The sequence below is a fragment of the Streptomyces sp. NPDC030991 genome (assembly GCF_055571235.1).
The window spans coordinates 13,657-36,469 of record NZ_JBVIFR010000029.1; the positions used below are offsets into that span (position 1 = coordinate 13,657).

The window sequence follows — 22,813 nt, forward strand, 5'->3', positions numbered from 1 at the left end:
CGGGGCGCCTACGGCGAAGTCGAGCCCCCGGACCCCGAAGAACCTGACGAACCTGACGAACCCGAAGGATCCGAGGGCACGGGCGTGGAGTCGGTCGGCGTCGGATCGGGCTCCGAGGTCGTGGGATCCGGATCGGGCGAGCCCGGGTCGGGGTCCGAGGGGGAGGGGTTGCCGGGCGAGGACGGGTCGGAGGGGTCGGGATCGGACGGCGAGGGATCCGACCCCCCGTGGCCGTGGCCGTGCCCGTGCCCATGTCCGTGCCCCGAACCATGCCCATGACCGGGCCAGTGGCCCTGCCCGTGCCCAGGCCCATGCCCGGGATGGCCGCTGCCCCATCGCCCGTACCCCTCGATGGAGATGACGGCCCCGGAGGGGTCGATCGCAACGCGCGCGTTCCAGTGTCCGCGCGGCTCCTGGTCCTGATCGACGTACACCTGGATCGTGACCGACTCGCCGGGCCGCAGGGCCCCCGATGCCTGGCTCAGGCGGAGCCAGGACGCGCCGGTGCGGGCGGACCAGTGGACGGCCGAACTCCCGGAGGCGGTCAGCGTGATGAGGGTGGTGTCGCCGCTGGGCTGCGCCTCCACGGTGAGCCGCCCGGGGCCGCTGCCCGCGCGCGTGGGCGGCGAAATCACCTCTACGGAGACGTCGGGTGAGCGGCTGCCCGCGGTGAAACGGGGGTCGGGGGTGGTGTGAGCGTTGCCCGCGTTCTCGTACGTGTCACCCGAGTGTTCCCCGTCGAGGCCGTCGGGGCCGCCGGCCTCGCTGGCGCTGATGGAGCGGCCGTCGCTGCCCTCGCCGGTGAGGGGCGCGCCGCGGTAGGCGGCCCACAGGGCGATCACGGGGGCGGCCACCACGGTGGCGACGACGGTCGTCGTCACCGCACGCGCGCGCAGCCGGTCCCGCCGCGCCGCCCGGTCCTTGGGGTCCATCGGGAAACCGCGCCGGTCGAAGCGTGGCGCGCCGCCGGGGCGCTGGGCGTGCATCGCGTGGTGCAGGGCGGCGCGCGGGGCCTCGACGAGGGGCAGGGCGGCGGGTGTCACGGAAGTGCCGGGCCAGGAGCCGGGGACGGCGCGCTCGGCGGTGCGGCGGCAGCGCGGGCAGTCGTCGACGTGCCGGACGAGCTCGCGGCGCAGGGCGGCGGAGAGCAGCAGTTGGTTGTCCCCCGTGAGGCGGGCGACGCTGGGGCAGGTGCCGGTCTCGACGACGGCGAGCGCGGCGCGGGTGCGCTCGACCTCGCAGGCGGCGGCGGCGAGCAACTCGCGCGTGACGCCCGGTTCGGTACCGAGGACGGCCGCGACTTCGCGGGGCGAGAGCTGGTGCCGCACGGCCAGTTCGAGCGCCTCGCGCTGCTCGGGGGTGGTGCCGGCCGCTTCCGGCCAGGCGAGCTGGGCGAGTTGACGCCGCCGCTCCTCTTGCAGCAGCGCGTCCCCGCCCGGGGCACTGTCGGCGGAGACGCTGCCGACGGCGCCGCTGCCCGCGGAGGCGCCACGAGCCGAGCCACCACGGACCGAGGCACTCTGCGCCGGTGCACCATGGCCCGGGGCGCCGTGGCCCGGGGCCTCGCGGGCCGGAGCTCCGTGGCCCGGGGCGGAGGCGGCGGAGGCGCTCTCGGCGGCGGCGGGCGGCTGCTTGCCCGCGGCGTGGGTGGCCTGCCGCCTGCGCTTGGCCTCGGCGAGGCGGCGCAGGCAGGACCAGCGCGCGAGTGCGTACAGCCAGGCCCGGCGGTCGGCCTCGGAGTCGGCGGCGGAGGCGCGCGAGCCGCGGCGCTCGGCGAGGGCGAGGGCGTCCCCGAGGGTGGCGGTCGCCTCGTCGTGGTCGCAGAGCACCGAGAGGCAGTACGTGAACAAGCCGTCCAGGAACGGCTCGTAGCGAGCGGGCGGGCGCTGCGGAACAGCGCGCGGCACCGGCCGCCTCGCCCCGGAGCGGTGCGCCCGGTGTGCGCCGGTGGTCTGCGTGGGGGTTTCCGGCCTGCTGCTCATCACCCGTGCGACCGTAGGCGGCCCGCATGGGCCTCTTCCGGCCTCTTGAGCACTTTTAATCCTTACGGGTGAAACGATCCCTCAAAAGGGGACAGGAGGCCCATATTCCGTGGCCAGTACGGCTACGCGCGGCGACCGGCGGCGGCGAGAGCGCCGGTTGCGGCGTTGTCAGTGGGGGCCGCTACGGTTTCGACCATGGCTGCCCGTACGAAATCCGCGAAGGACCGTCCGTCCTACCGCTGTACCGAATGCGGCTGGCAGACGGCCAAGTGGCTGGGCCGCTGCGCCGAGTGCCAGGCGTGGGGAACGATCGAGGAGTACGGCGCGCCCGCGGTGCGCACGACGGCTCCCGGCCGTGTCACGACGTCCGCGCTGCCCATCGGCCAGGTCGACGGCAAGCAGGCGACGGCCCGCAGTACCGGCGTGCCGGAGCTGGACCGGGTGCTCGGCGGGGGCCTGGTCCCCGGGGCGGTGGTCCTGGTCGCGGGCGAGCCCGGCGTCGGCAAGTCCACGCTGCTCCTGGACGTGGCCGCCAAGGCCGCCGACGCAGAGCACAGGACGCTCTATGTGACGGGTGAGGAGTCGGCGTCCCAGGTCCGGATGCGCGCCGACCGCATCAAGGCGATCGACGACAATCTCTATCTGGCGGCGGAGACGGACCTGTCCGCCGTCCTCGGCCACCTGGACGCGGTGAAGCCGACCCTGTTGATCATGGACTCCGTGCAGACGGTGGCGTCGCCCGAGATCGACGGGGCGCCCGGCGGCATGGCGCAGGTCCGCGAGGTCGCGGGCGCGCTGATCCGGGCCTCCAAGGAGCGCGGCATGTCCACGCTGCTCGTGGGCCACGTCACGAAGGACGGCGCGATCGCGGGGCCGCGCCTGCTGGAGCACCTCGTGGACGTCGTCCTCAGCTTCGAGGGCGACCGGCACGCGCGCCTGCGCCTGGTCCGCGGCGTCAAGAACCGGTACGGGACGACGGACGAGGTCGGCTGCTTCGAGCTGCACGACGAGGGCATCACCGGGCTCGCCGACCCGTCGGGCCTCTTCCTGACCCGGCGCGCCGAGCCGGTCCCCGGCACCTGTCTGACGGTCACCCTTGAGGGCCGCCGCCCGCTGGTGGCCGAGGTCCAGGCGCTCACGGTCGACTCGCAGATCCCCTCCCCCCGCCGTACGACCTCCGGCCTGGAGACGTCCCGCGTCTCGATGATGCTGGCGGTGCTGGAACAGCGCGGCAAGATCAGCGCCTTGGGCAAAAGGGATATCTACTCCGCGACGGTCGGCGGTGTGAAGCTGACCGAGCCGGCCGCCGACCTGGCGATCGCGCTCGCCCTCGCCTCCGCCGCGAGCGACACTCCGCTCCCGAAGAATCTCGTCGCGATCGGAGAAGTAGGCCTGGCGGGCGAGGTCAGACGGGTCACCGGAGTGCAGCGCAGGCTCGCCGAGGCGCACCGGCTCGGGTTCACGCACGCGCTGGTCCCGAGTGATCCGGGCAAGATCCCAGCCGGTATGAAGGTCCTGGAAGTCGCCGATATCGGGGACGCCCTGCGGGTGCTTCCGAAGAGCCGTCGCCGAGAGGCCCCACGGGAGACGGAGGAGCGCCGGTAGACTTTGCCCTGGTCTCGCCTGTGCGTGCGAACGCGACAACCCCCAGGGCGGCGCCTCAGAGTCTGCGATCCGGAGGAGTGCAGTGGCAGCCAACGACCGGGCGGCAGCTCCCGGCAAGTCCGGAGGGAGTTCCGGTGCGGACGCTCTGATGCGCGCCGCGCTGAGCGCGGTAGCGCCCGGCACGGCCCTGCGGGACGGCCTGGAGCGGATCCTCCGCGGCAACACCGGAGGGCTCATCGTCCTCGGCTCCGACAGGACGGTCGAGTCGATGTGTACCGGCGGTTTCGTCCTTGACGTGGAGTTCACGTCGACGCGCCTGCGCGAGCTGTGCAAGCTCGACGGCGGCATCGTGGTCTCCTCCAACCTCGACAAGATCCTGCGGGCCGGCGTCCAGCTGGTCCCGGACCCGATGATCCACACCGAGGAGACCGGCACCCGGCACCGCACCGCGGACCGCGTGAGCAAGCAGGTCGGCTTCCCGGTCGTCTCCGTCTCGCAGTCGATGCGCCTGATCGCGCTCTACGTGGACGGGCAGCGCCGCGTCCTGGAGGACTCGGCGGCGATCCTGTCGCGGGCGAACCAGGCGCTGGCCACCCTGGAGCGGTACAAGCTGCGGCTCGACGAGGTCGCGGGCACGCTCTCCGCGCTGGAGATTGAGGACCTGGTGACCGTCCGGGACGTCACGGCGGTCGCGCAGCGACTGGAAATGGTGCGGCGCATCGCCACGGAGATCGCCGAGTACGTCGTCGAGTTGGGTACGGACGGGCGGCTTCTGGCGTTGCAGCTGGACGAGTTGATCGCGGGCGTCGAACCCGAGCGCGAGCTGGTCGTCCGGGACTATGTGCCCGAGCCGACGGCCAAGCGCTCCCGCACGGTCGACGAGGCGCTCGTCGAGCTGGACGCCCTGCACCACGGCGAGCTGCTCGAACTGTCCACGGTGGCGCGCGCATTGGGCTACACCGGTTCGCCGGAGGCGCTGGACTCCGCGGTGTCACCGCGCGGCTTCCGGCTCCTCGCGAAGGTGCCGCGGCTGCCCGGGGCGATCATCGACCGCCTGGTGGAGCACTTCGGCGGCCTGCAGAAGCTGCTCGCCGCCAGCGTGGACGACCTCCAGACGGTGGACGGCGTCGGCGAGGCGCGGGCGCGCAGCGTGCGCGAGGGGCTGTCGCGGCTGGCGGAGTCCTCGATCCTGGAGCGGTACGTCTAGGAGGCTGGTCCTGGGAGGTCGCCCTGGGAGGCCGCCCTGGGAGGCCGCCCCAGCGGTACGTAGTCGGTCGGGGCGGGCTCCGCCTCAGTCTCCCTCAGGCGTCCATTCCCGTTCAGTCGGCCTTCAGTCCGTCTTCAGTCCGCCTTCAGTCCGCCTTCAGTACGAACGACGTCCGCGTCCCCGCGAGTTGCGCCGCCTTCACCTCGACCAGATACGTACCGGGGCCGGCGGAACCCGCCGGAGGCGTGGCGCACTGCGGGGCGCTCTGCTTCCGGTCCCAGGTCAGCGTCCGCGTGACCTTGTCGCCCGCCGGGACCCGCAGCAGCAGGCTGCCCGCACCGGCCGCGCAGTCCTCGGACGACCAGTACTTCTTGTCGCCGTCCGCCTTCGTGATGGTGACGACCGCCGTCTTCGGACCCAGGTCGACCTTGCAGTCCTTGTCGGTCGTGTTCTTGGCGACCAGTTGCAGTTTCGGCTTGTCGCCGGGCGCGTACGAGTTGTGGATGCTGCGCACCGTGAGCGTCACGCCGCCGGCCGTGCAGTCGGGCAGGCTGGAGCCCGCCGGGACCTGGTCGCCGTTGGTCGAACCGCCCACTCCGCCACTGCCGTTGCCGTTGCCACCGGCGCCGCCGCTGCCGTTGCCCGCCGAGCCGCCGGAACCGCCGCCCGAACCGGCGGAGCCGCCGGAACCAGCCGAGTCACCACCGGAGCCCGAGCCGGAGCCCGAACCGGTGCCGCCCGACTCGTCGCGTCCGCCCGGGTGTTCGCTGATCGCGGGCCCCGTGCCGGACGGACCCGGCGTGATGGCATCCGTCGGATGCTTGTCGTTGGAACCGTCGGCGCCGTTGTTCCCGCCACCGCCGCCCAAGTTGACGATCCATACGACGAGCAGCGCGAGCAGCGCGACAACGGACGCCAGAACGACCCTCCGGCGCCAGTAGATGGAGGAGGGAAGCGGCCCGATCGGATTGCGCAGAGATCCCACGCCCCAAACCTTACGAGAGATCGGCCCGTTGTCCCGCGCCCACCCGCCGCCCCGGGCGTCAAGTTTTCCGGATCATCATCACGCGCGGCCCTCCGACGGCTCCTCGACCCCTGTCTTTCGTCAGGTGCGGCCCGCGACCATCGCAGGATGTGACGGGGCCTGGTCATTGCGTACTGTCCGTGACCATGGGAACCATCGACTCCGATCTCTATCGCGCCATCACCGATTTCGCCCACGACACTCCTTCGTGGTTTCAGCACCTGCTGGAGGTGTGGACGGAACTGGGCCTGCTGCTGTTCGCCGTGCTCTTCGTCGTCGCCTGGTGGCGGGCGCGCCGCGGCGACCCGCGGGCCTTCGCCGTCGCGGTACTCGCGCCGCTGGCCACCGCGGTGGCCTACGTGTGCAGCGAGTTGGTCAAATCGGGGCTCGACGAGGAACGGCCGTGCCGGGCCGTCTCGGATGTGTTGCCCTCACTGGTCGACTGCCCGGCCTACGGGGACTGGTCGTTCCCCAGCAACCACGCCACCATCGCCGCCGCGGCGGCCGTCGGGCTGGCGCTGGCCTGGCCGAAGGTCGGCTGGCTGACCGTGCCGATGGCGCTCCTCATGGCGTTCTCCCGGGTCTTCGTCGGCGTGCACTACCCGCACGACGTCGCGGTGGGCCTGCTGCTCGGCACCCTGGTCACACTGCTCGTCGTGAGCCTTCTCCGGCGTCCGGGAGCGCGGGTCACCGAGGCGCTGCGCGGCTTCGGGAACGGGGTCGCACGGTGGTTCGCGGGGCCGGGTCCTGCTCGCAGCGAGTACGCGGCGGCGTATGACGGGCGGGCTCGTGGGGGTGCGCATCGGCGGTGATGCGGGCTTAGTGGGGGGTGGGCTTTGTTCTGTGGTTTCGGTTTGGGCTGTGGTTTCGGTTTGGGTTGTGGTTTCGGTTTGGGTTGTGGTTTCGGTTTGGGTTGTGGATTCGGCTTGGGCCGTGGATTCGGCTTGGGCCGTGGATTCGTCCGCTACGTGAGCAGGCCCGCCTCGTACGCCACGATCGCCGCCTGTACGCGGTTCTTGACCTCCAACCGGTCGAGAACCGCGCTGACGTACGCCTTCACCGTGCCCTCCACCAAGTGCAGCCGCCCCGCGATCTCCGGGTTCGAAAGTCCCGCGCCGACCAGGCCGAGCACCTCGCGCTCCCGGGGCGTCAGCGTTGCCACTCGCTGCCGCGCCGACGACTCACGCGCGAGTCTGCCGCCGCCGAGACCGTCGATGACGTGCCGCGCCACCTTCGGCGACAGGAACGCCGCCCCACCTGCCAACGCCCTCACCCCCGCCATCAGTTCGTACGGGTCACCGGACTTGAGCAGGAAACCGGTCGCGCCGCCGCCCAGCGCCCGCGCCACGTACGCGTCCTCGGAGAACGTCGTCAGCATCGCCACCGCCGTGCCCGGCACCGTCGCCGTGATCTCCTCCGCCGCCGCCAGGCCGTCCAGGCGCGGCATCCGGATGTCCAGCAGCGCCACGTCCGGGCGGTGTGCCTGAGCCAAGGTCACCGCCTCGCGGCCGTCCGTGGCCTCGGCGACCACCTCGAAGTCGCCGCCCGCCGCCAGGATCGCGCCCACACCGGCCCGGATCATCGCCTCGTCGTCGGCCAGCAGGACCCTGATGCGGGGCGAGCGAGGGGTCTGAGAGGAGCAGGGCGTCAGCGGAGCCATTCTTGTTTCTCTTCCTGTATCTGGTCCGCCGTTCCCGCCTTGGGGATCACGGCCTTGTCGATGAGGGTGTGCGCCGCGTCGTCGTCGAAGCAGAGCCTGAAGTGCTCGACCGGCACGAAAAGTTCGCCGCTCGCCCGGTAGTAGCGGCAGTCCGCCTCCTCGGGCGGCGGCGTGGGCGCGCGCTCCACAGGCGGGTCGCTGATCGTCCGGTCAGGCAGACGGGAGGCCGCCTCGGCCAGGGGCGAGCCGATGCGGAGCTGCGCGTACGCCCGCGGAGTGAGCACGGCGTGCGTCTTGGTGTACGCGTACCAGGTGAACGCCCCGCCGATCAGCACGGTTCCCGCTGTCGCGGCCGCGGCGAACGCCAGGGCCACCCGGCGGCGGGCCATGCGGTGTGCTTGGGCGTAGCCCTTGAGTTTGGCGTCGGGGGTGGGGGCCTCGGTGTTGGTGGGGGCGGGTGTGGGGGTGGGAGTGGGGGCGAGGGCGGGGGGTTCGGTGAGGGTGCCCGTGCCAGTGGGGAGTGGGAGTTCGGCTCTGACTCGGAAGCCGTCCTCGTACGGGCCCGCCTCGAACGTGCCGCCCATCGCGGTGATCCTGGCGCTCAGGCCCAGCAGGCCCGTTCCGCTGCCTCGGAGTTGTTGCTGTGGGGGTACGGGCGGGCGCGGGCGCGGGCGGGCGTGCGGGGCGCTGCTGGTGGTGACCGTGAGCGTCGTCCCGCCGGGTCGCTGGTTCGCCTCTATCGTGACGGGGGCGCCCGGCGCATGTTTCGCCGCGTTCGTCAACGCCTCCTGGACGACCCTGTACGCCGTGCGGTCCTCCGGGGCCGGCGCCCCTACGAGGTGGACCCGCAGGCCCGAACCCGCCGCCCGTTCCACCAGTTCCGCGACGCTTTCGCCGGCCGGGGCGAGCGGGGCCGGCTCGTCCTCCTCCTCGCGCAGCAGGCCGATGATCCCGTGCAGCCGGTCGGTCGCGTCCGAGGCTGCCGCGCGCAGTTCGGCTGCCGCCGTTCGGTGCGTCTCGGCCAGGCCCGGGGCGACCTGTAGCGCGCCCGCTCTCAGGGCGATGAGGCTCAGCTCGTGGCCGAGGGAGTCATGCATGTCCTGGGCGATGCGGGCCCGTTCCCGCAGCCTCGCGCGGTCGGCGACGATGCGGTGCTCCCTCTCCAGTTGCTCGGCTCTTGACCAGCCCGCCGCGGTCAGTTCCCGGCTCTGGCGCCAGTAGCGGCCGATGAGCCACGGGAACACCGCTCCGAACAAAAGCGTGCCCATGAGGACGAGCCACTCCGCGGCCGGGTCCACCTGGCGGAGCGCGATCCTCGCTGTGCCGGTGGTGGCTAGTGCGGCGAAGGCGAGCAGCGACGGGCGTACGGCTGTGGAGCGCAGGCCCATCAGGTACGCGAACGTGGCCAGCGCCGGGCCGTAGGAGAGCGTGAACAGGGACGACGCGGCCACCAGGCCGGGGGTGGCCGCGAGGGTGAACGCGGTCGCGGGGATGCGGCGATGCAGTGCGGTGGCCGCTGCCAGGGTGGTGAGGCCGGCCAGTTGTTGGGCGGCGGTGCTGGGTTCGTGCAGGTGCAGGTTGTCCACGGCGAGGACCGGCAGGGCGAGGGCCGCCCAGAGCGACAGGTCCGCCAGGGCGGGGCGGCGTCCGGGAATCACCTCACCGACGGTACGCGCGGTCGGGGGCCTGGCGCCCCTGCCGATCGTCAGGGTGAGCGGGGTGGGGGGCCGGCCTGTGCTGGGTGTGGCCGCCCGTCCTGGCGTGGGCGGGGCCGTGGGGTCGGCCCGGGCTGGTGCGCCGCCTGTCGTGGTGTGGGGCGGGGCGGCGACGGGGTGCCTCCTCGGCCGGATTGGTTGCCGCGCCTGCTGTACGCCATAGGCGGGTCATCCGGCGCTGGGTTCCCGCGGAGTCCTGCGGGGGCACCCCGACGCCGCCCCTCCCGTCCGATCGCGGGTGCACGTTCATGGGTGGTTCCGGTCCGGGGGCGCCTGACCCCCCTTGTGGTGGCGGGGCGGCGACGGGGTGCGCGTTCGTGGGTGGTTCCGGTCCCTCGTCTCCGCGGGGGGCCCAAACCGTCTTCCGGGTGTACGCGCGCGTGGCGTGTTGGTGGCCGCCGTCCGGGGTTGGCTTGGGGGCTGGGTGGTGCGGGTCGGGGCGGGGTGTGGGGGGTTACGTGGCAGGATCGGGGGTGCCATGACTGCGCTCACGAAGACCCCCGAGAACGTCCCCGGTCGCTCCGATCTTCACGGACCCGTCATCGACTGGTTCGGTGACCACGCCCGAGACCTGCCCTGGCGGCGCCCCGACGCTGGGCCGTGGGGCGTGATGGTCAGCGAGTTCATGCTCCAGCAGACGCCGGTGAGCCGGGTTCTGCCCGTGTACGAGCAGTGGCTCGCCCGGTGGCCGCGCCCCGCCGATCTCGCGAAGGACGCCCCGGGCGAGGCCGTACGGGCCTGGGGGCGGCTCGGGTATCCGCGGCGTGCCCTGCGGCTGCACGGTGCCGCTGTCGCCATAACGGAACGGCACGGCGGCGACGTACCCACGGGACACGCCCAGCTGCTGGCCTTGCCCGGCATCGGCGAGTACACGGCGGCCGCGGTCGTCTCGTTCGCGTACGGGCAGCGTCACGCCGTGCTCGACACCAATGTGCGGCGCGTCCTCGCCCGCGCCGTCGCCGGAGTGCAGTACCCGCCGAACGCCACCACCGCGGCCGAGCGCAAGCTCGCGCGCGCGTTGTTGCCCGAGGAGGACGAGGTCGCCGCCAAGTGGGCCGCCGCTTCCATGGAGTTGGGCGCCCTGGTGTGCACGGCGAAGAACGAGGAGTGCCACCGGTGCCCGATCGCGGCCATGTGCGCGTGGCGGCTGGCCGGGAAGCCCGCGCACGACGGGCCGCCGCGGCGCGGGCAGACGTACGCGGGGACTGATCGTCAGGTGCGCGGCAAGTTGCTGGCCGTGCTGCGGGAGGCCGTGGCCCCGGTGCCGCAGGGCGCGCTCGACGCGGTGTGGCACGAGCCGGTGCAGCGCGCGCGGGCCCTGGACGGCCTCGTCGAGGACGGTCTGGTGGAGCCGCTCGCGGGTGGCCTCTATCGGCTTCCCGTGGGGTGAATCGGGCATCTCCTTAGGCGTCTCTTAGGTTCGTTACACAACCGACGGGCAGCCGTGCGTTCGTCGCAGGCTGGAATGGACAACGCCGTGACAACACCTCCGTAGCTTCTTCCTCGGAACCGCACATGATCGGTGCGGCCACACGGGGATGGCAGGAAGCGGGAGGCGGTTGATCATGACGCACGGCGGCGAGGTGCTCGAGTTCGAGGAGTACGTCAGGACGCGGCAGGATGCCCTGCTGCGCAGCGCCCGGCGTCTGGTGCCGGACCCCGTGGATGCCCAGGATCTGTTGCAGACCGCGCTCGTGCGGACGTACGGACGGTGGGACGGCATAGCGGACAAGCGGCTGGCCGACGCCTACCTGCGGCGCGTCATGATCAACACGCGGACCGAGTGGTGGCGTGCCCGGAAGCTGGAAGAGGTGCCGACCGAGCAGCTCCCCGAGTCCGTGGTGGACGACTCGACCGAGCAGCACGCCGACCGCGCGCTCCTGATGGACATCATGAAGGTGCTGGCACCGAAGCAGCGCAGTGTCGTGGTGCTGCGACACTGGGAGCAGATGTCCACAGAGGAGACGGCCGCCGCGCTCGGAATGTCGGCCGGAACCGTGAAGAGCACGCTGCACCGGGCTCTCGCCCGGCTCCGTGAGGAGCTGGAGAGCCGTGACCGCGAAGAGCTGGTGTCCTGCGCGCTCGAACGTGAGGAGCGGGAGCGTTGCGCGGCCTAGGCACACGTGCCTCTCGGATCCGTAGGGCCCTGAGAGTCCTGAAGGCGGGGAGATCGGCGATCGCCGGGCTCGCCGCCGTCGGGGTTTTCGTAGGGGCCCTCGCGGCTTGTTCGGCCGGTGGTACCGGGGCTCGGGACGAGGGTCCCGCCCGGACGGATCCGGTCGGCTCGACCGAGCCCGCCGCCTCCGCTCCGGCCTCGCCGTCCAAAATCCCGAAGTCGGTCGACGCCGTACGTCTGGTGAAGAAGGACCCCAAGGTCAGCGCGGACATCAAGCGCGACCTCAAGCCGTGTGTGGCGAACGAGTACCCGGTCGACGTGAGCTACGGGAAGCTGACCGGCGGTGTGTCGAACGATGTCGTGGTCAATGTGATGACCTGCGGTGACGCCGTCGGGATCGGGACGTATGTGTACCGGGACGAGGGCGGGGACTATCAAAACGTGTTCCAGGCCGAGGAGCCCCCGGTCTACGCGGAGATAGACCGGGGTGATCTGGTGGTCACCAAGCAGGTGTACGAGAAGGGCGACTCGGTCGCGTCCCCGTCGGGCGAGGAGATCCTCACGTACCGCTGGAGCGGGGACCACTTCGCCCCGCAGAGTCGCACGCACAACGACTACAGCCATGCGGTGGACGGGGAGTCCCCCACCCCCGCGGAGGACGGCTGAGCTCCCTACCGGGGCTGATACGGGTAGGGGTGCGGGCCGGGCGCCGGTAGCGGCTGAGTACACGCACTGAGTTCGAGAGAGCGGATGGAGATCGCATGGGCGCCATGGGCGAGCGCAAGGGGGAGCAGACCCACGTGCTCTTCGTCGAGGACGACGATGTCATCCGCGAGGCCACCCAGCTCGCCCTGGAGCGGGACGGTTTCGCGGTGACCGCCATGCCCGACGGGCTCGCGGGCCTGGCGGCGTTCCGCGCGGACCGGCCGGACATCGCCCTGCTCGACGTCATGGTGCCGGGGCTCGACGGGGTCTCCCTGTGCCGCCGTATCCGGGACGAGTCGACGGTCCCGGTGATCATGCTCTCCGCGCGCGCGGACTCCATCGATGTCGTGCTCGGCCTGGAGGCCGGCGCGGACGACTACGTGACCAAGCCGTTCGATGGCGCCGTGCTGGTGGCCCGGATCCGCGCCGTGCTGCGCCGCTTCGGGCATGCGGGCGGCCCGTCGGCGGCCGGTTCCGGCGGCGCGGAGGAGGCGGCCGCTCCGGGCGGTGGCGTCCTGCACTTCGGCGATCTGGAGATCGACACGGAGGGCATGGAGGTCAGGAAGGACGGTGCCACGGTGGCGCTGACCCCGACCGAGATGCGGCTGCTCCTGGAGTTCTCCTCGGCGCCCGGCACCGTCCTCTCCCGCGACAAGCTCCTGGAGCGTGTCTGGGACTACGGCTGGGGCGGGGATACCCGCGTCGTCGACGTCCATGTCCAGCGACTGCGTACGAAGATCGGCCAGGACCGCATCGAGACGGTCCGTGGCTTCGGCTACAAACTGAAGGCCTGACGGGCTGATGGGGAACCGGATATGAGGGGGACGGCGGACACTCCGCAGCCGCGCGAGCCGATCGGCACCACGGGCCTGCCCGGTGCGGCCGGCCGCGCCCCGGTGGGCAGGGCGCTCCGCGCGGCCGACGCGCCCCCGGCTCCCGGCGCGGACACGGTCGCCCCGCCCGGCGGGCCGCGCTCCCGCGCCACTCTGCGCACGCTCCTGCCCCGGCGGCTGCGGCGCAATCTGCGGTCCGGGGTGCGGTGGAAGATCAGCGTGGCCATCGCGCTGGTCGGCGCGCTCGTCGCCCTGGCACTGAGCCTCGTGGTGCACAACGCGGCCCGCGTCTCGATGCTGGACAACGCGCGTGACGTCCAGGACGAGCGGATCCAGTTCGTGCAGCGTCAGTTCGAGGCGCGTGGCGGCAATCTGCCCGTCGGGTTCAAGGTCAACGACCCGGACCTGCCGCGTGAGCTGCGCGCCAAGGCGCTCTCCGGCCGGCGCGCCACCTACGTCTCCGAGCCGTCCAACGGTGTGCCCGACATCTGGGCCGCGGTTCCGCTCGGCAACGGTGACCTGCTCTCGGTGCACACCCGCTTCACCGACCGCAGCGCCACCGTCATGAAGGACCTCGACCAGGCCCTGATCATCGGCTCCATCTCGGTGGTCTTCGGCGGCAGCGCGCTCGGCGTGCTCATCGGCGGCCAGCTCTCGCGCCGCCTGCGCAAGGCGGCCGGCGCGGCCCGCGAGGTCGCCCGGGGCGGCACCGACGTCCGCGTGCGGGAGGCCATCGGCGGTGTCGTGCGCGACGAGACCGACGATCTCGCGCTGGCCGTCGACGCGATGGCCGACGCGTTGCAGCAGCGGCTCGAGGCCGAGCGCCGGGTCACCGCGGACATCGCGCACGAGCTGCGTACCCCGGTCACCGGCCTGCTCACCGCCGCCGAGCTGCTGCCCGAGGGCCGGCCGAGCGAGCTGGTGAAGGACCGCGCCCAGGCCATGCGGACGCTCGTCGAGGACGTGCTCGAAGTGGCCCGTCTCGACAGCGCCGCCGAGCGGGCCGAGCTTCAGGATCTGATGCTGGGCGAGTTCGTGGAGCGCCGGATGGCCACCCGCGCCGCCGACGGTGTCTCCGTCCGGGTGATCCACGAGTCCGAGGTGACGACGGACCCGCGCCGCCTTGAGCGCATCCTGTTCAACCTCCTGGCGAACGCGGCCAAGCACGCCCGGCCGCCCATAGAGGTCAGTGTCGAGGGCCGCGTCATCCGGGTCCGCGACCACGGGCCCGGGTTCCCGGAGGAGTTGCTGGAGGAGGGCCCGAGCCGGTTCCGTACCGGCGCCGCCGACCGTGCGGGCCACGGTCACGGTCTCGGTCTGACCATCGCGGCGGGCCAGGCCCAGGTCCTCGGCGCCCGCCTCACCTTCCGCAACGTACGCCCGCCGGGGGCCGGACCCGACACCCCGGCGGAGGGTGCCGTGGCGGTGCTGTGGCTGCCCGAGCACGCGCCGACGAACACCGGGAGCTTCCCGATGCTGCGCCTGCCCGACAGCCGCAAGTGACCCCGCGGCGGTAGGGTCGGCGCGTCAACTCGCCTGCCGTACCAGGGAATCCGCGAGTTCGATCGCCTCGCGTTCGCCCAGGGGGGCGTGCCCGAGCAGGAAGCGGTACCAGAAGACGCCGTACACCTGGTCCACCATCAGGTCGAGGTCCCGGTCCGCGGCCAGTTCCCCGCGCTTCTGGCCGCGGGCGAGCACCTCGCGCAGGACCACCCTGCGCGCCTGAGTGAACTCCCGCATCAGGTCGGCGAGGTGCGGGTCCCGGGCGGCTTCCCGCGCCAGCGTCCGCAGCGCGGGTCCGACCGGCGCCGACTGTGCGCCCTCGAACATGGCGGCGACCATCGACCGCAGTTCGTCGCGGAGTGATCCGGGCTCCGGGGCGGGCACCTGCTGTTCGGCGCGGTCCGTGAGCGCGTCGAGCAGGACCGCGCCCTTCGAGGGCCACCAGCGGTAGAGCGTCTGCTTGCCGACCCCGGCCTCCCGTGCGATGGCGTCCACGCCGACCGGCGCTCCGTCCGCGTTCGCGAGCAGCCGCAGGGCGGCATCGAGTACGGCTCGGCGCGCTTCCTCGTTGCGGCGGCGGCCGGTGTGGGGCCGCTGTTCCCCGTGGGTCGTCTCGTTCATGCGGTACCCCTTCGTGCCATTGCGCCTTGACGAGACCGGTGGTCTCGGCAACACTTACTTTACCGAGACCGCTAGTCTCGTCAATATTTTGGCCCACGGGCTACGAGAACCGAGGACAGAGGACCGAGGACAGAGGACCGAGGACAGGGGCACCATGACTTCTGCGACACCCTCCACCACCCCCATCACCCCCATCACCCCCATCACCGCCACCGCCCACACGGTCGTCATGGGCGGCAGCTCCGGGATCGGTGAGGCCACCGCCGCGCTCTTCGCCCGGAGCGGCGCCGAGGTCACGATCACCGGCCGCGACGAGAAGCGGCTCGCCGACGCGGCCGGCCGGATCGGCGGCAAGACGTCCACGTACCGCATGGACGCCACCGACCAGGCCGACATCGACGCCTTCTTCTCCACCACCGCGCCCATCGATCACCTGGTCATCGCGGTGAGCGGGGCCGCGGGCAGCGGCGCCTTCGCCGAGCTCGACCTCGCCGAACTGGCGCACGGCTTCGACGCCAAGTTCTGGCCCCAGTTGCGGATCCTCCAGGCGGCGTTGGGGCGCCTGACCGAGCGCGCGTCGGTCACCTTCATCACGGCCGCCTCCGCCCGCGCCGCCTTCCCCGGCACCTCGGGCCTGGCCGCGATCAACGGCGCGCTGGAATCGATGGTCCCCCCGCTCGCCGTCGAACTCGCCCCGCGCCGGGTCAACGCCGTCTCCCCCGGCGTCATCGACACCCCGTGGTGGGACCGCGTACCGGAGGAGCAGCGCAAGGAGCTGTTCGCGGGGCTCGCGGCGACGACCCCCGTCGGCCGCGTCGGTACCGCCGAGGAGGTGGCGGCGGCGGTCACCTCGGTCGCCACCAACGGGTTCATCACCGGCATGGTCCTGGACTGCACCGGCGGGGCGAACCTGGCGACCGGCCGCTGAGCCGAGCGGCAGCCATCCATCCGGCCGCTCTCGCCGCGCGACCGCCTCCCGGACCCGGCACCCCGAGCGGCAGCCATCCATCCGGCCGCTCTCGCCGCGCGACCGCCTCCCGGACCCGGCACCCCGAGCGGCAGCCATCCGGCCACTCTCGCCGCGTGATCGCCGCGTGACCGCCTCCCGGGCCCGCCACCCCGCGCGACCGACCCGCACAGGGCCGCCTCCCGTCCCCCCGGACGACCGACCCGAACAGAGCGGCCTCCCGTCACCCCAAACGCGACCGCCCCGAACAGAGCCGCCTCCCCACGAAAAAGCGAAAGCGGCCCCGGCGCCGAAGCGCCGGGGCCGGTACAGCCGAGGGGGATGAGGGGGCGGTCCGCTCAGACGGACTCTGCCACCGTCCTGCCGCCCCGCGCGGCGTCCCCAGCCGCACCACCCTCGACCGGCTCGTTGTCGGCGGGCTCGCCGTCGGCGGGCTGCTGCGGACCGGCGCCGCGCAGCGCGACCTCCTTCACGAACCAGGCCGCGATCATCGCGCCGACCGCCACGATGGAACCGAGCAGGAACGCCGAGTGCGTGCCGGACGAGACCGCGTACTGGTAGGCCTCGCGGGCCGGGACGGGCAGCTTCGCCAGGCTCGCCGCGTCCAGCTGCGCCGACTGCTCGGTGACCTTCCCGCCGAGCGCCCCGGCCTTCGCGGCCATGATGTCCTGCACCTTGTTGTTGAACAGCGCGCCCATGATGGCCACGCCGAACGACGAGCCGAGGGTGCGGAAGAGCGTGGTGGACGAGGACGCGACGCCCATGTCCTTCATCTCCACGCTGTTCTGCGCGACCAGCATCGTGATCTGCATCAGGCAGCCCATGCCGGCGCCGAGCACGGCCATGTACAGGCCCGAGGTGAGGCGCGAGGTGCCGGTGTCCATCTGCGCCAGCAGGAACAGCCCGGCGACCATCAGCACGCTGCCGGCGATCGGGAAGACCTTGTACTTGCCGGTGTTCGTGGTGACGCGGCCCGCGACCAGCGAGACGACCATCATCGACAGCAGCATCGGCAGGAGCAGCAGACCGGAGTTGGTCGCGGACGCGCCCTGTACGGCCTGCTGGTACAGCGGCAGGAAGAGCACCGCGCCGAACATCACGAAGCCGGTGATGAAGCCGATCAGGGACATCAGCGTGAAGTTGCGGCTGCGGAAGATGTGCAGCGGCACGATCGGCTCGGCGGCCCTGGTCTGCGAGAACACGAACCCGACGAGCGCGGCGATGCCGATCCCGATGAGCTCCATGATCACGGCGGAGTTCCAGGCATACTCGGAGCCGCCCCAGGTCGTGACGAGCACGATCGAGGTGATGCCGATGGTGAGCAGGGCCGCGCCCAGGTAGTCGATCTTGCCCGAGGAGCGTTTCTTCGGCAGGTGGAGCACGACGGTGATCATGATGAGCGCGGCGGCGCCGATCGGCAGGTTGATGTAGAAGGCCCAGCGCCAGCCCAGGTGGTCGGTGATGGTGCCGCCGACCAGCGGTCCGCCGATCATGGCGAGCGCCATGACGCCGGCCATCATGCCCTGGTACTTGCCGCGCTCCCGGGGCGGGATCAGGTCGCCGATGATGGCCATGACGCCGACCATCAGACCGCCGGCGCCGAGGCCCTGGACGGCCCGGAAGCCGATCAGCTGGCCCATGTCCTGCGCCATGCCGCTGAGCACGGAGCCGACCAGGAAGATGACGATGGAGGTCAGGAAGGCGCCCTTCCTGCCGTACATGTCACCGACCTTGCCCCAGATGGGGGTCGAGGCGGCGGTGGCGAGCGTGTAGGCGGTGACCACCCAGGAGAGGTGGTCGAGTCCGCCGAGCTCGCCGACGATCGTCGGCATCGCGGTGCCGACGATCATGTTGTCGAGCATGGCGAGCAGCATGGCGATCATCAGCGCCATCAGCACGACGCGCACGCTTCGTGGCTGCTTCGCCTGCTCTTTGTCGTGTATCGCTGCTTTCGCCATGATCCCCAGCTCCCCCAGGAACGGATGTGTCACCCGGACTTACTTGACGCCCGGCTAGTTACCTACGATGGTGAAGGTAGGCCGCCAACTAGCCGGGCGTCAAGTAAGTTTTTCCCAAGAGAACCTAATCTTGAGAGAACACAAGGAGCACGAGAGGCACGCGATGGTCACGGGCAGCAGCAGCAAGCCGCAGCAACGGCGTGGGGACACCCGTCAGCGCATTCAGGACGTGGCCCTCGAACTCATCGCGGAACAGGGGTACGAGAAGACCTCGCTCCGGGAGATCGCCGAGCGCCTGGGCGTGACCAAGGCCGCGCTCTACTACCACTTCAAGACCAAGGAAGACATCGTCGTCAGCCTCTTCGACGATCTGATGACCCCGATCGACGAGCTGATCGCCTGGGCGAAGGGGCAGCCGTCGACCCTGGAGACCAAGCGGGAGATCCTCACCCGTTACGGCGTCGCGCTGACCAACGCGGCCCCGCTCTTCCGCTTCATGCAGGAGAACCAGGCGACGATGCGCGAGCTGAGCATCGGCGAGAACTTCAAGGACCGGATGAAGGACCTCCTTGATCACCTGCTGCCCGAGGACGTCACCCTGACCAACCGGGTCCGCTGCTTCAGCGCCCTGTTCTCCATGCACGCGGGGATGTTCGTCCTCAAGGACGTCGAAGGCGACCTGGAGGAGAAGCGCAAGGCCATCCTCGAGGTCGCCACGGACCTGGTCACCCAGGCCCACCGGAGCTGAGCTCCCGGTGGATCAGACGTGCACGCCCTTGGAGTGCATGAAGTTCACGGGGTTCACCGCGGAGCCGTAGTTCGGCGTGGTGCGGATCTCGAAGTGCACGTGCGGGCCGCTGGAGTTGCCGGTGTTGCCGGACTGCGCGATGTGCTGGCCCGTGGAGACGGTCTGGCCGACGTGGACGTCGACCCGGGACAGGTGCGCGTACTGCGAGTACGTGCCGTTGCCGTGCTTGATCACGACGGCGTTGCCGTAGGCGGGGCCGTCACCGGCGCCGTTGCCGCCGGTCTTGACGACGGTGCCGCCGTGCACGGCCATGACGTTGGTGCCGATCGGCACGGCGAAGTCCTGGCCGGAGTGCTTGCCGGTGGCCCACATGCTGCCGCCCTGGGCGTAGCCCGCGGAGAGCGTGTAGTTCTTGACCGGGTCGATCCAGGAGGCGGCCTTCTTCGCGGCGGCCTCGTGGGCGTTGGAGGCGGCCTTCGCCTGGGCGGTGGCCTGCGCCTCGATGGAAGCGGCGGACACGCCCGGCAGCGCGCCCTGAGCGGAGTCGGCGGCGAGCGCGGCCCCGGTGCCCAGCGCGGCGGAGACTCCGAATCCGGCGGCCACGACGGCGGCGCGCTTGCGGAGGATCGACGTGGCGGGGCGGTGGGACATGGTGCGCTTCGACATGCGGGAGACCTCTTCGAGCTTCGGGGACATTCGGGTCCGGTCGCCCTCCTGGAACCTGAACGGACTCCGGTGGGCGTGAAGGGACCCGGCTCACGTCCTCGTGTCGCCGGGTCGGCCATCCCTTGGTAACCCCCACCGGGGCCCCGACTCAAAGGGCCGAACTACTACGCGGCCTCGTACCGGGGCGGGGTGACGGCGATCTCTTGACACCCCTCTCCACCCCCACCCGAAGTGCCGGATTTATCCGCCGATTCATGGTTTAGGCCCACTTGGCGCACCTGATCTCTAGCCAGGCCCCCCGCATTGGCCCCTTTGTTCCTAAAAGGGACAAAACAACGGCCGCCATCGATGGCGTAACAGCCACCCCATGAGGTCAACGTCCCACTATTTCCGGTAGTACCGGACAAATCGCCTGTGCGGCTTGTCACCGGCGGTCAAGATCCAGTCCCCGCCGAGTGTGATCGGGGCTACGCTCCCGGGCTATGGATCCCGCTGTCCTCGGCACCCGTCTGGCATCGAGTCTGATCGTCCCGGCGCTCAGGAAACTGCTCGTCCAGGAGGGCCCCGGCGCGGGCCTCACCGACCGGCCCGTACGCATCTCGGGGCTGGTCTCCTTCAAGGGCGAGAAGCGGACCCTGACCGAGCAGGACGTCGAACGCCTGGCCAGGAAGCTCGTCACCGCCGCCCTCGACGGCCCCGGCGAGCCCCCGTTCCCGTACGACGAGGGCGAAGCGGTCGTCCTCGCCCTCGCCCGGACCCTGCGCTCCCTCGGCGACCTGGGCATGGACGACGTACAGGCGGTCCGGCTCGGCCACCGCGAGCTGGCCCGCACTCTGCGCACCACGGCCCCCGCACCGGACCTGTCCACGGACGCGGCGTACTTCCTCGACTCCCTCACCGAGTGGGCGTGCCTGCACATCCTGCACTTCTTCACGCAGCGGTCGACCTTCGTGGCCCGCACCCTGGTCGAACAGAGCAGAGGACAGGCGCAGACGATCGCCAAACTGGACGCCCTCCTCGCCCGGGCCCCGGGCAGCGCCGCGGACCGGGCGTTCGAGGAGCGCTACCGGCGCTATCTGGCCCTGCGCCACAACCGACTGACGATCTTCGGGCTCGACGCGCGCGACACCGCCGACACCTGGCCGCTCGACCTCGCCTACCTCGACCTCGAAGCGACCGCCCCGGAGGACGCCCCGCTCGGCCCCGGCTCCCCCGAACCGGCCACGATCACCGTGCGCCTCCCGGCCGCCGACGCGCTCGCGGCCCACGACCGCGTCCTGCTGCGCGGCGGGGCCGGCTCCGGAAAGACCACCCTGATCCAGTGGCTGGCGACCACGACCGAGGACCGTGTCCCCTGCGTCCTGCCCCTGCGCAGCCTCGTCCGCGCCGTCCGGCTGCCCTCCCCCGCCGACTTCCTGACCGGCACGGACTGCCCGCACACGCCTCCCGACGGCTGGGCCGAGCGCGTCCTGACCGACGGCCGCGCCCTCGTCATGGTCGACGGACTCGACGAGGTGCCCGCCGCCGACCGCCCCCGCGTACGCGACTGGCTCCTCGCCCTCGTACGCGGCTACCCCGGCAACCGCTGGCTGCTCACCGCCCGTCCCACCGCCGTCCGCCCCCAGTGGCTGGCCGACGACGGCTTCACCGAACTCGCCCTCGCCCCCATGGACGCGCCCCGCGTCACCACCTTCGTCCGCCGCTGGCACACCGCCGCCGGCGCCCCCGAGCACGAGGAACCCCTCCTCGACGCCCTGCGCGCCAAACCCGATCTCGCCCGGCTCGCCGCCAACCCCCTGATGTGCGGCCTGATCTGCGCCCTGCACCGGGCGAGGCGCGGCTACCTCCCGCCGCGCCGCAAAGCCCTGTACGACGCCGCGCTGCAGATGATCCTCACCGAGCGCGACCGGCAGCGCGGCATGGGCGGCCTCGACGGCATCGACCTGGAGACCGAGGACCAGGTCGAACTCCTCCAGCGCCTCGCCTACGCCCTCGTCCTCGCGGGCCGCAGCGAGATGGACGAGGAAACCGCCCTCTCCCTCCTCGACCGCGCGCTGCCCTCCGTCCCGGCGGCCGCCGCACAAGGCGACGCGGCCGCGATCCTGCGCCATCTCCTGCTGCGCAGCGGCGTCCTGCGCAGCCCGGCGCCCGGGGTCGTCGACTTCGCGCACCGCACCTTCCTCGACCATCTCGCCGCCCGGTACGCCGTCGAGGAGGGCCACTTCGACGTCCTGCTCGGCCGCGCCGACGACACCCAGTGGGAGGACGTGCTGCGGATGGCCGTCGCCCACGCCCGCACCCGGGAGCGCGGGCGGCTGCTGCGCGGGCTGCTCGCCGCGGACGCGCCGCGCATGACGCTGCTCGCGCTGGCCTGCCTCCAGGACGCCGCGTCGGTCGACCAGGAGGTCGCGGAGGAGGTCCGGCAGCGGGCCGCGGGGCTGATCCCGCCGCGCACCCAACCGGAGGCAGAGCGGCTGGCCCAGGCGGGCCGTCTCGTCCTGGAGCTCCTGCCCGGGCCGGTGGGTCTGACCGCCGACGAGGCGCACGCGGTGGTCGTGACGGCCTCGCTGCTCGGCGAGGAGGGCTCGCTGCCGGTCCTGAAGAAGTACCGGGAGCACCCGTCGCTCCAGGTGCGGCGCCAGCTGGTGGGGACATGGCACCGGTTCCCCGCCCGGGAGTACGCCGATGAGGTCCTGAGCCACGTCGAACGCGACAAGCTGGACCTGACCGTACGGAACCGCGAACAGTGGGAGGCGGCCCGGACCATGGCGCCGTGGCGGCGTCTCGACCTCGCGGGTTCCTTCGGGTGGGAGGAGATCTTCGCCGGTACGGAGCCGGAGCGGCTGGAGGCCCTCGCCCTCGCCGACAACCCCGCCGTGGACGACCTGCGGCCGCTGCGGGAGCTGCCCGCCCTACGCTCCCTCATGCTGCGCCGCTGCCCGCACATCACCGACCTCGCACCGCTCTCCGGCCTCGACCTGGAGTACCTCGGCGTCGTCGACATGCCCGGCACCCGCGGCCTGTCGACGCTGAAGCGGCTCTCCTCGCTCACGGTCGGCCACGCCCTGTCCGGCGCCGCGCTCACCGACGAGCTGCCCTTCTCGGACCGTCTGCGGTCCCTCTATCTGACCCGGGGCGCGGTGACCCACACCGGTCTGCGCGGACTGCCGGTCCTGTCCGGCCTCACCTTCCTCAGCCTGAGCGCCGGCCTGGGCCGTCTCACCGCCGAGGACTGGGAGGACCTCGCCGACCACCCGTGGCTCACCGGGCTCTTCCTCGACGGCGCCATCCTCCCCGCGGCGCCGCTGCCGGAACTGCCGCGCATCACACGGCTCGGTCTGCACCTCCCCGGCGGCCCCGGCCAGTTCACGGACCACGCCCCGCTCTTCCCGGCGCTGCGCTCCGTCGAGATCTTCCCGGGCGCCTCGGCGGTCCAGGACCCGGCCGCGTACGCCGCGCTCTTCCCCGGCGCCGAGCTGACCTTCCAGGGGCTCTGACACCGG

At 71.9% G+C, this 22,813-nt stretch carries 18 protein-coding genes; 11 read left to right on the forward strand and 7 right to left on the reverse strand.

The genetic code is table 11. The features are described from left to right. Positions 1-8: 8 nt before the first annotated feature. Positions 9-1,982 (reverse strand): BACON domain-containing protein, encoded by a 1,974-nt coding sequence (locus ACZ45E_RS35480; protein WP_468229295.1) that lies wholly within the window; start codon positions 1,980-1,982, stop codon positions 9-11. A 195-nt stretch (positions 1,983-2,177) separates the two neighbouring features. Here ACZ45E_RS35480 and radA point away from each other — a divergent pair, with 195 nt between their 5' ends. Together radA and disA are read left to right on the forward strand one after the other, a co-directional pair. Then, positions 2,178-3,587, forward strand: coding sequence for a DNA repair protein RadA (gene radA, locus ACZ45E_RS35485; RefSeq protein WP_468229297.1), 1,410 nt, complete (start codon positions 2,178-2,180; stop codon positions 3,585-3,587). 82 nt (positions 3,588-3,669) lie between these two features. After that, positions 3,670-4,794, forward strand: coding sequence for a DNA integrity scanning diadenylate cyclase DisA (gene disA, locus ACZ45E_RS35490; RefSeq protein ID WP_468229299.1), 1,125 nt, complete (start codon positions 3,670-3,672; stop codon positions 4,792-4,794). A 145-nt stretch (positions 4,795-4,939) separates the two neighbouring features. Here the strand turns inward: disA and ACZ45E_RS35495 are convergent, their stop codons facing one another. Continuing rightward, positions 4,940-5,779, reverse strand: a complete 840-nt coding sequence (locus tag ACZ45E_RS35495; protein ID WP_468229302.1) for a hypothetical protein — start codon at positions 5,777-5,779, stop codon at positions 4,940-4,942. Between the two features lie 185 nt (positions 5,780-5,964). Here ACZ45E_RS35495 and ACZ45E_RS35500 point away from each other — a divergent pair, with 185 nt between their 5' ends. Continuing rightward, complete coding sequence (locus tag ACZ45E_RS35500) at positions 5,965-6,630, forward strand: phosphatase PAP2 family protein (protein WP_468229306.1); 666 nt, start codon at positions 5,965-5,967, stop codon at positions 6,628-6,630. 152 nt (positions 6,631-6,782) lie between these two features. Here the strand turns inward: ACZ45E_RS35500 and ACZ45E_RS35505 are convergent, their stop codons facing one another. Both ACZ45E_RS35505 and ACZ45E_RS35510 read right to left on the reverse strand, forming a co-directional pair. Then, positions 6,783-7,478: a response regulator gene (locus tag ACZ45E_RS35505; RefSeq protein ID WP_468229309.1), complete on the reverse strand. Its 696-nt coding sequence runs from the start codon at positions 7,476-7,478 to the stop codon at positions 6,783-6,785. Continuing rightward, the gene (locus tag ACZ45E_RS35510) at positions 7,466-9,136 is read right to left on the reverse strand and encodes a sensor histidine kinase (protein WP_468229312.1); all 1,671 of its coding nucleotides are present in this window, start codon (positions 9,134-9,136) and stop codon (positions 7,466-7,468) included. The genes ACZ45E_RS35505 and ACZ45E_RS35510 overlap by 13 nt, the downstream gene beginning before the upstream one ends. A 535-nt stretch (positions 9,137-9,671) precedes the next feature. Here ACZ45E_RS35510 and ACZ45E_RS35515 point away from each other — a divergent pair. The 5 genes from ACZ45E_RS35515 to cseC all read left to right on the forward strand — a co-directional run bounded on the left by ACZ45E_RS35515 (position 9,672) and on the right by cseC (position 14,350). Then, the gene (locus tag ACZ45E_RS35515; protein ID WP_468229315.1) at positions 9,672-10,583 is read left to right on the forward strand and encodes an HhH-GPD family protein; all 912 of its coding nucleotides are present in this window, start codon (positions 9,672-9,674) and stop codon (positions 10,581-10,583) included. Positions 10,584-10,758: 175 nt separating this feature from the next. Further along, positions 10,759-11,310, forward strand: a complete 552-nt coding sequence (locus tag ACZ45E_RS35520) for a SigE family RNA polymerase sigma factor (protein ID WP_468229318.1) — start codon at positions 10,759-10,761, stop codon at positions 11,308-11,310. Continuing rightward, entirely contained in the window at positions 11,298-11,975 is a 678-nt protein-coding gene (locus ACZ45E_RS35525; RefSeq protein ID WP_468229321.1) for a hypothetical protein, read from the forward strand. The genes ACZ45E_RS35520 and ACZ45E_RS35525 overlap by 13 nt, the downstream gene beginning before the upstream one ends. A 104-nt stretch (positions 11,976-12,079) precedes the next feature. Beyond that, entirely contained in the window at positions 12,080-12,808 is a 729-nt protein-coding gene (cseB, locus tag ACZ45E_RS35530; RefSeq protein ID WP_468229477.1) for a two-component system response regulator CseB, read from the forward strand. Between the two features lie 102 nt (positions 12,809-12,910). Next, positions 12,911-14,350: a two-component system sensor histidine kinase CseC gene (cseC, locus tag ACZ45E_RS35535; RefSeq protein WP_468229480.1), complete on the forward strand. Its 1,440-nt coding sequence runs from the start codon at positions 12,911-12,913 to the stop codon at positions 14,348-14,350. A gap of 24 nt (positions 14,351-14,374) precedes the next feature. On the opposite strand, the gene ACZ45E_RS35540 is transcribed toward cseC, so the two are convergent. Continuing rightward, positions 14,375-14,971 carry a TetR/AcrR family transcriptional regulator gene (locus ACZ45E_RS35540; RefSeq protein ID WP_468229323.1) on the reverse strand — a complete coding sequence of 199 codons (597 nt, stop codon included), beginning with the start codon at positions 14,969-14,971 and terminating at the stop codon, positions 14,375-14,377. A 154-nt stretch (positions 14,972-15,125) separates the two neighbouring features. Between ACZ45E_RS35540 and ACZ45E_RS35545 the strand changes: the two genes are divergently transcribed. Continuing rightward, positions 15,126-15,899 carry an SDR family oxidoreductase gene (locus ACZ45E_RS35545; RefSeq protein WP_468229326.1) on the forward strand — a complete coding sequence of 258 codons (774 nt, stop codon included), beginning with the start codon at positions 15,126-15,128 and terminating at the stop codon, positions 15,897-15,899. A 377-nt stretch (positions 15,900-16,276) separates the two neighbouring features. On the opposite strand, the gene ACZ45E_RS35550 is transcribed toward ACZ45E_RS35545, so the two are convergent. Further along, positions 16,277-17,896, reverse strand: a complete 1,620-nt coding sequence (locus tag ACZ45E_RS35550) for an MDR family MFS transporter (protein WP_468229329.1) — start codon at positions 17,894-17,896, stop codon at positions 16,277-16,279. Between the two features lie 163 nt (positions 17,897-18,059). On the opposite strand from ACZ45E_RS35550, the gene ACZ45E_RS35555 reads away from it, so the two are divergent. Next, complete coding sequence (locus ACZ45E_RS35555) at positions 18,060-18,644, forward strand: TetR/AcrR family transcriptional regulator (protein ID WP_468229483.1); 585 nt, start codon at positions 18,060-18,062, stop codon at positions 18,642-18,644. A gap of 12 nt (positions 18,645-18,656) precedes the next feature. On the opposite strand, the gene ACZ45E_RS35560 is transcribed toward ACZ45E_RS35555, so the two are convergent. Continuing rightward, the gene (locus ACZ45E_RS35560; protein ID WP_468229331.1) at positions 18,657-19,310 is read right to left on the reverse strand and encodes a M23 family metallopeptidase; all 654 of its coding nucleotides are present in this window, start codon (positions 19,308-19,310) and stop codon (positions 18,657-18,659) included. Positions 19,311-19,792: 482 nt separating this feature from the next. Here ACZ45E_RS35560 and ACZ45E_RS35565 point away from each other — a divergent pair, with 482 nt between their 5' ends. Next, positions 19,793-22,807 (forward strand): NACHT domain-containing protein, encoded by a 3,015-nt coding sequence (locus tag ACZ45E_RS35565; RefSeq protein ID WP_468229333.1) that lies wholly within the window; start codon positions 19,793-19,795, stop codon positions 22,805-22,807. Positions 22,808-22,813 lie beyond the last annotated feature (6 nt).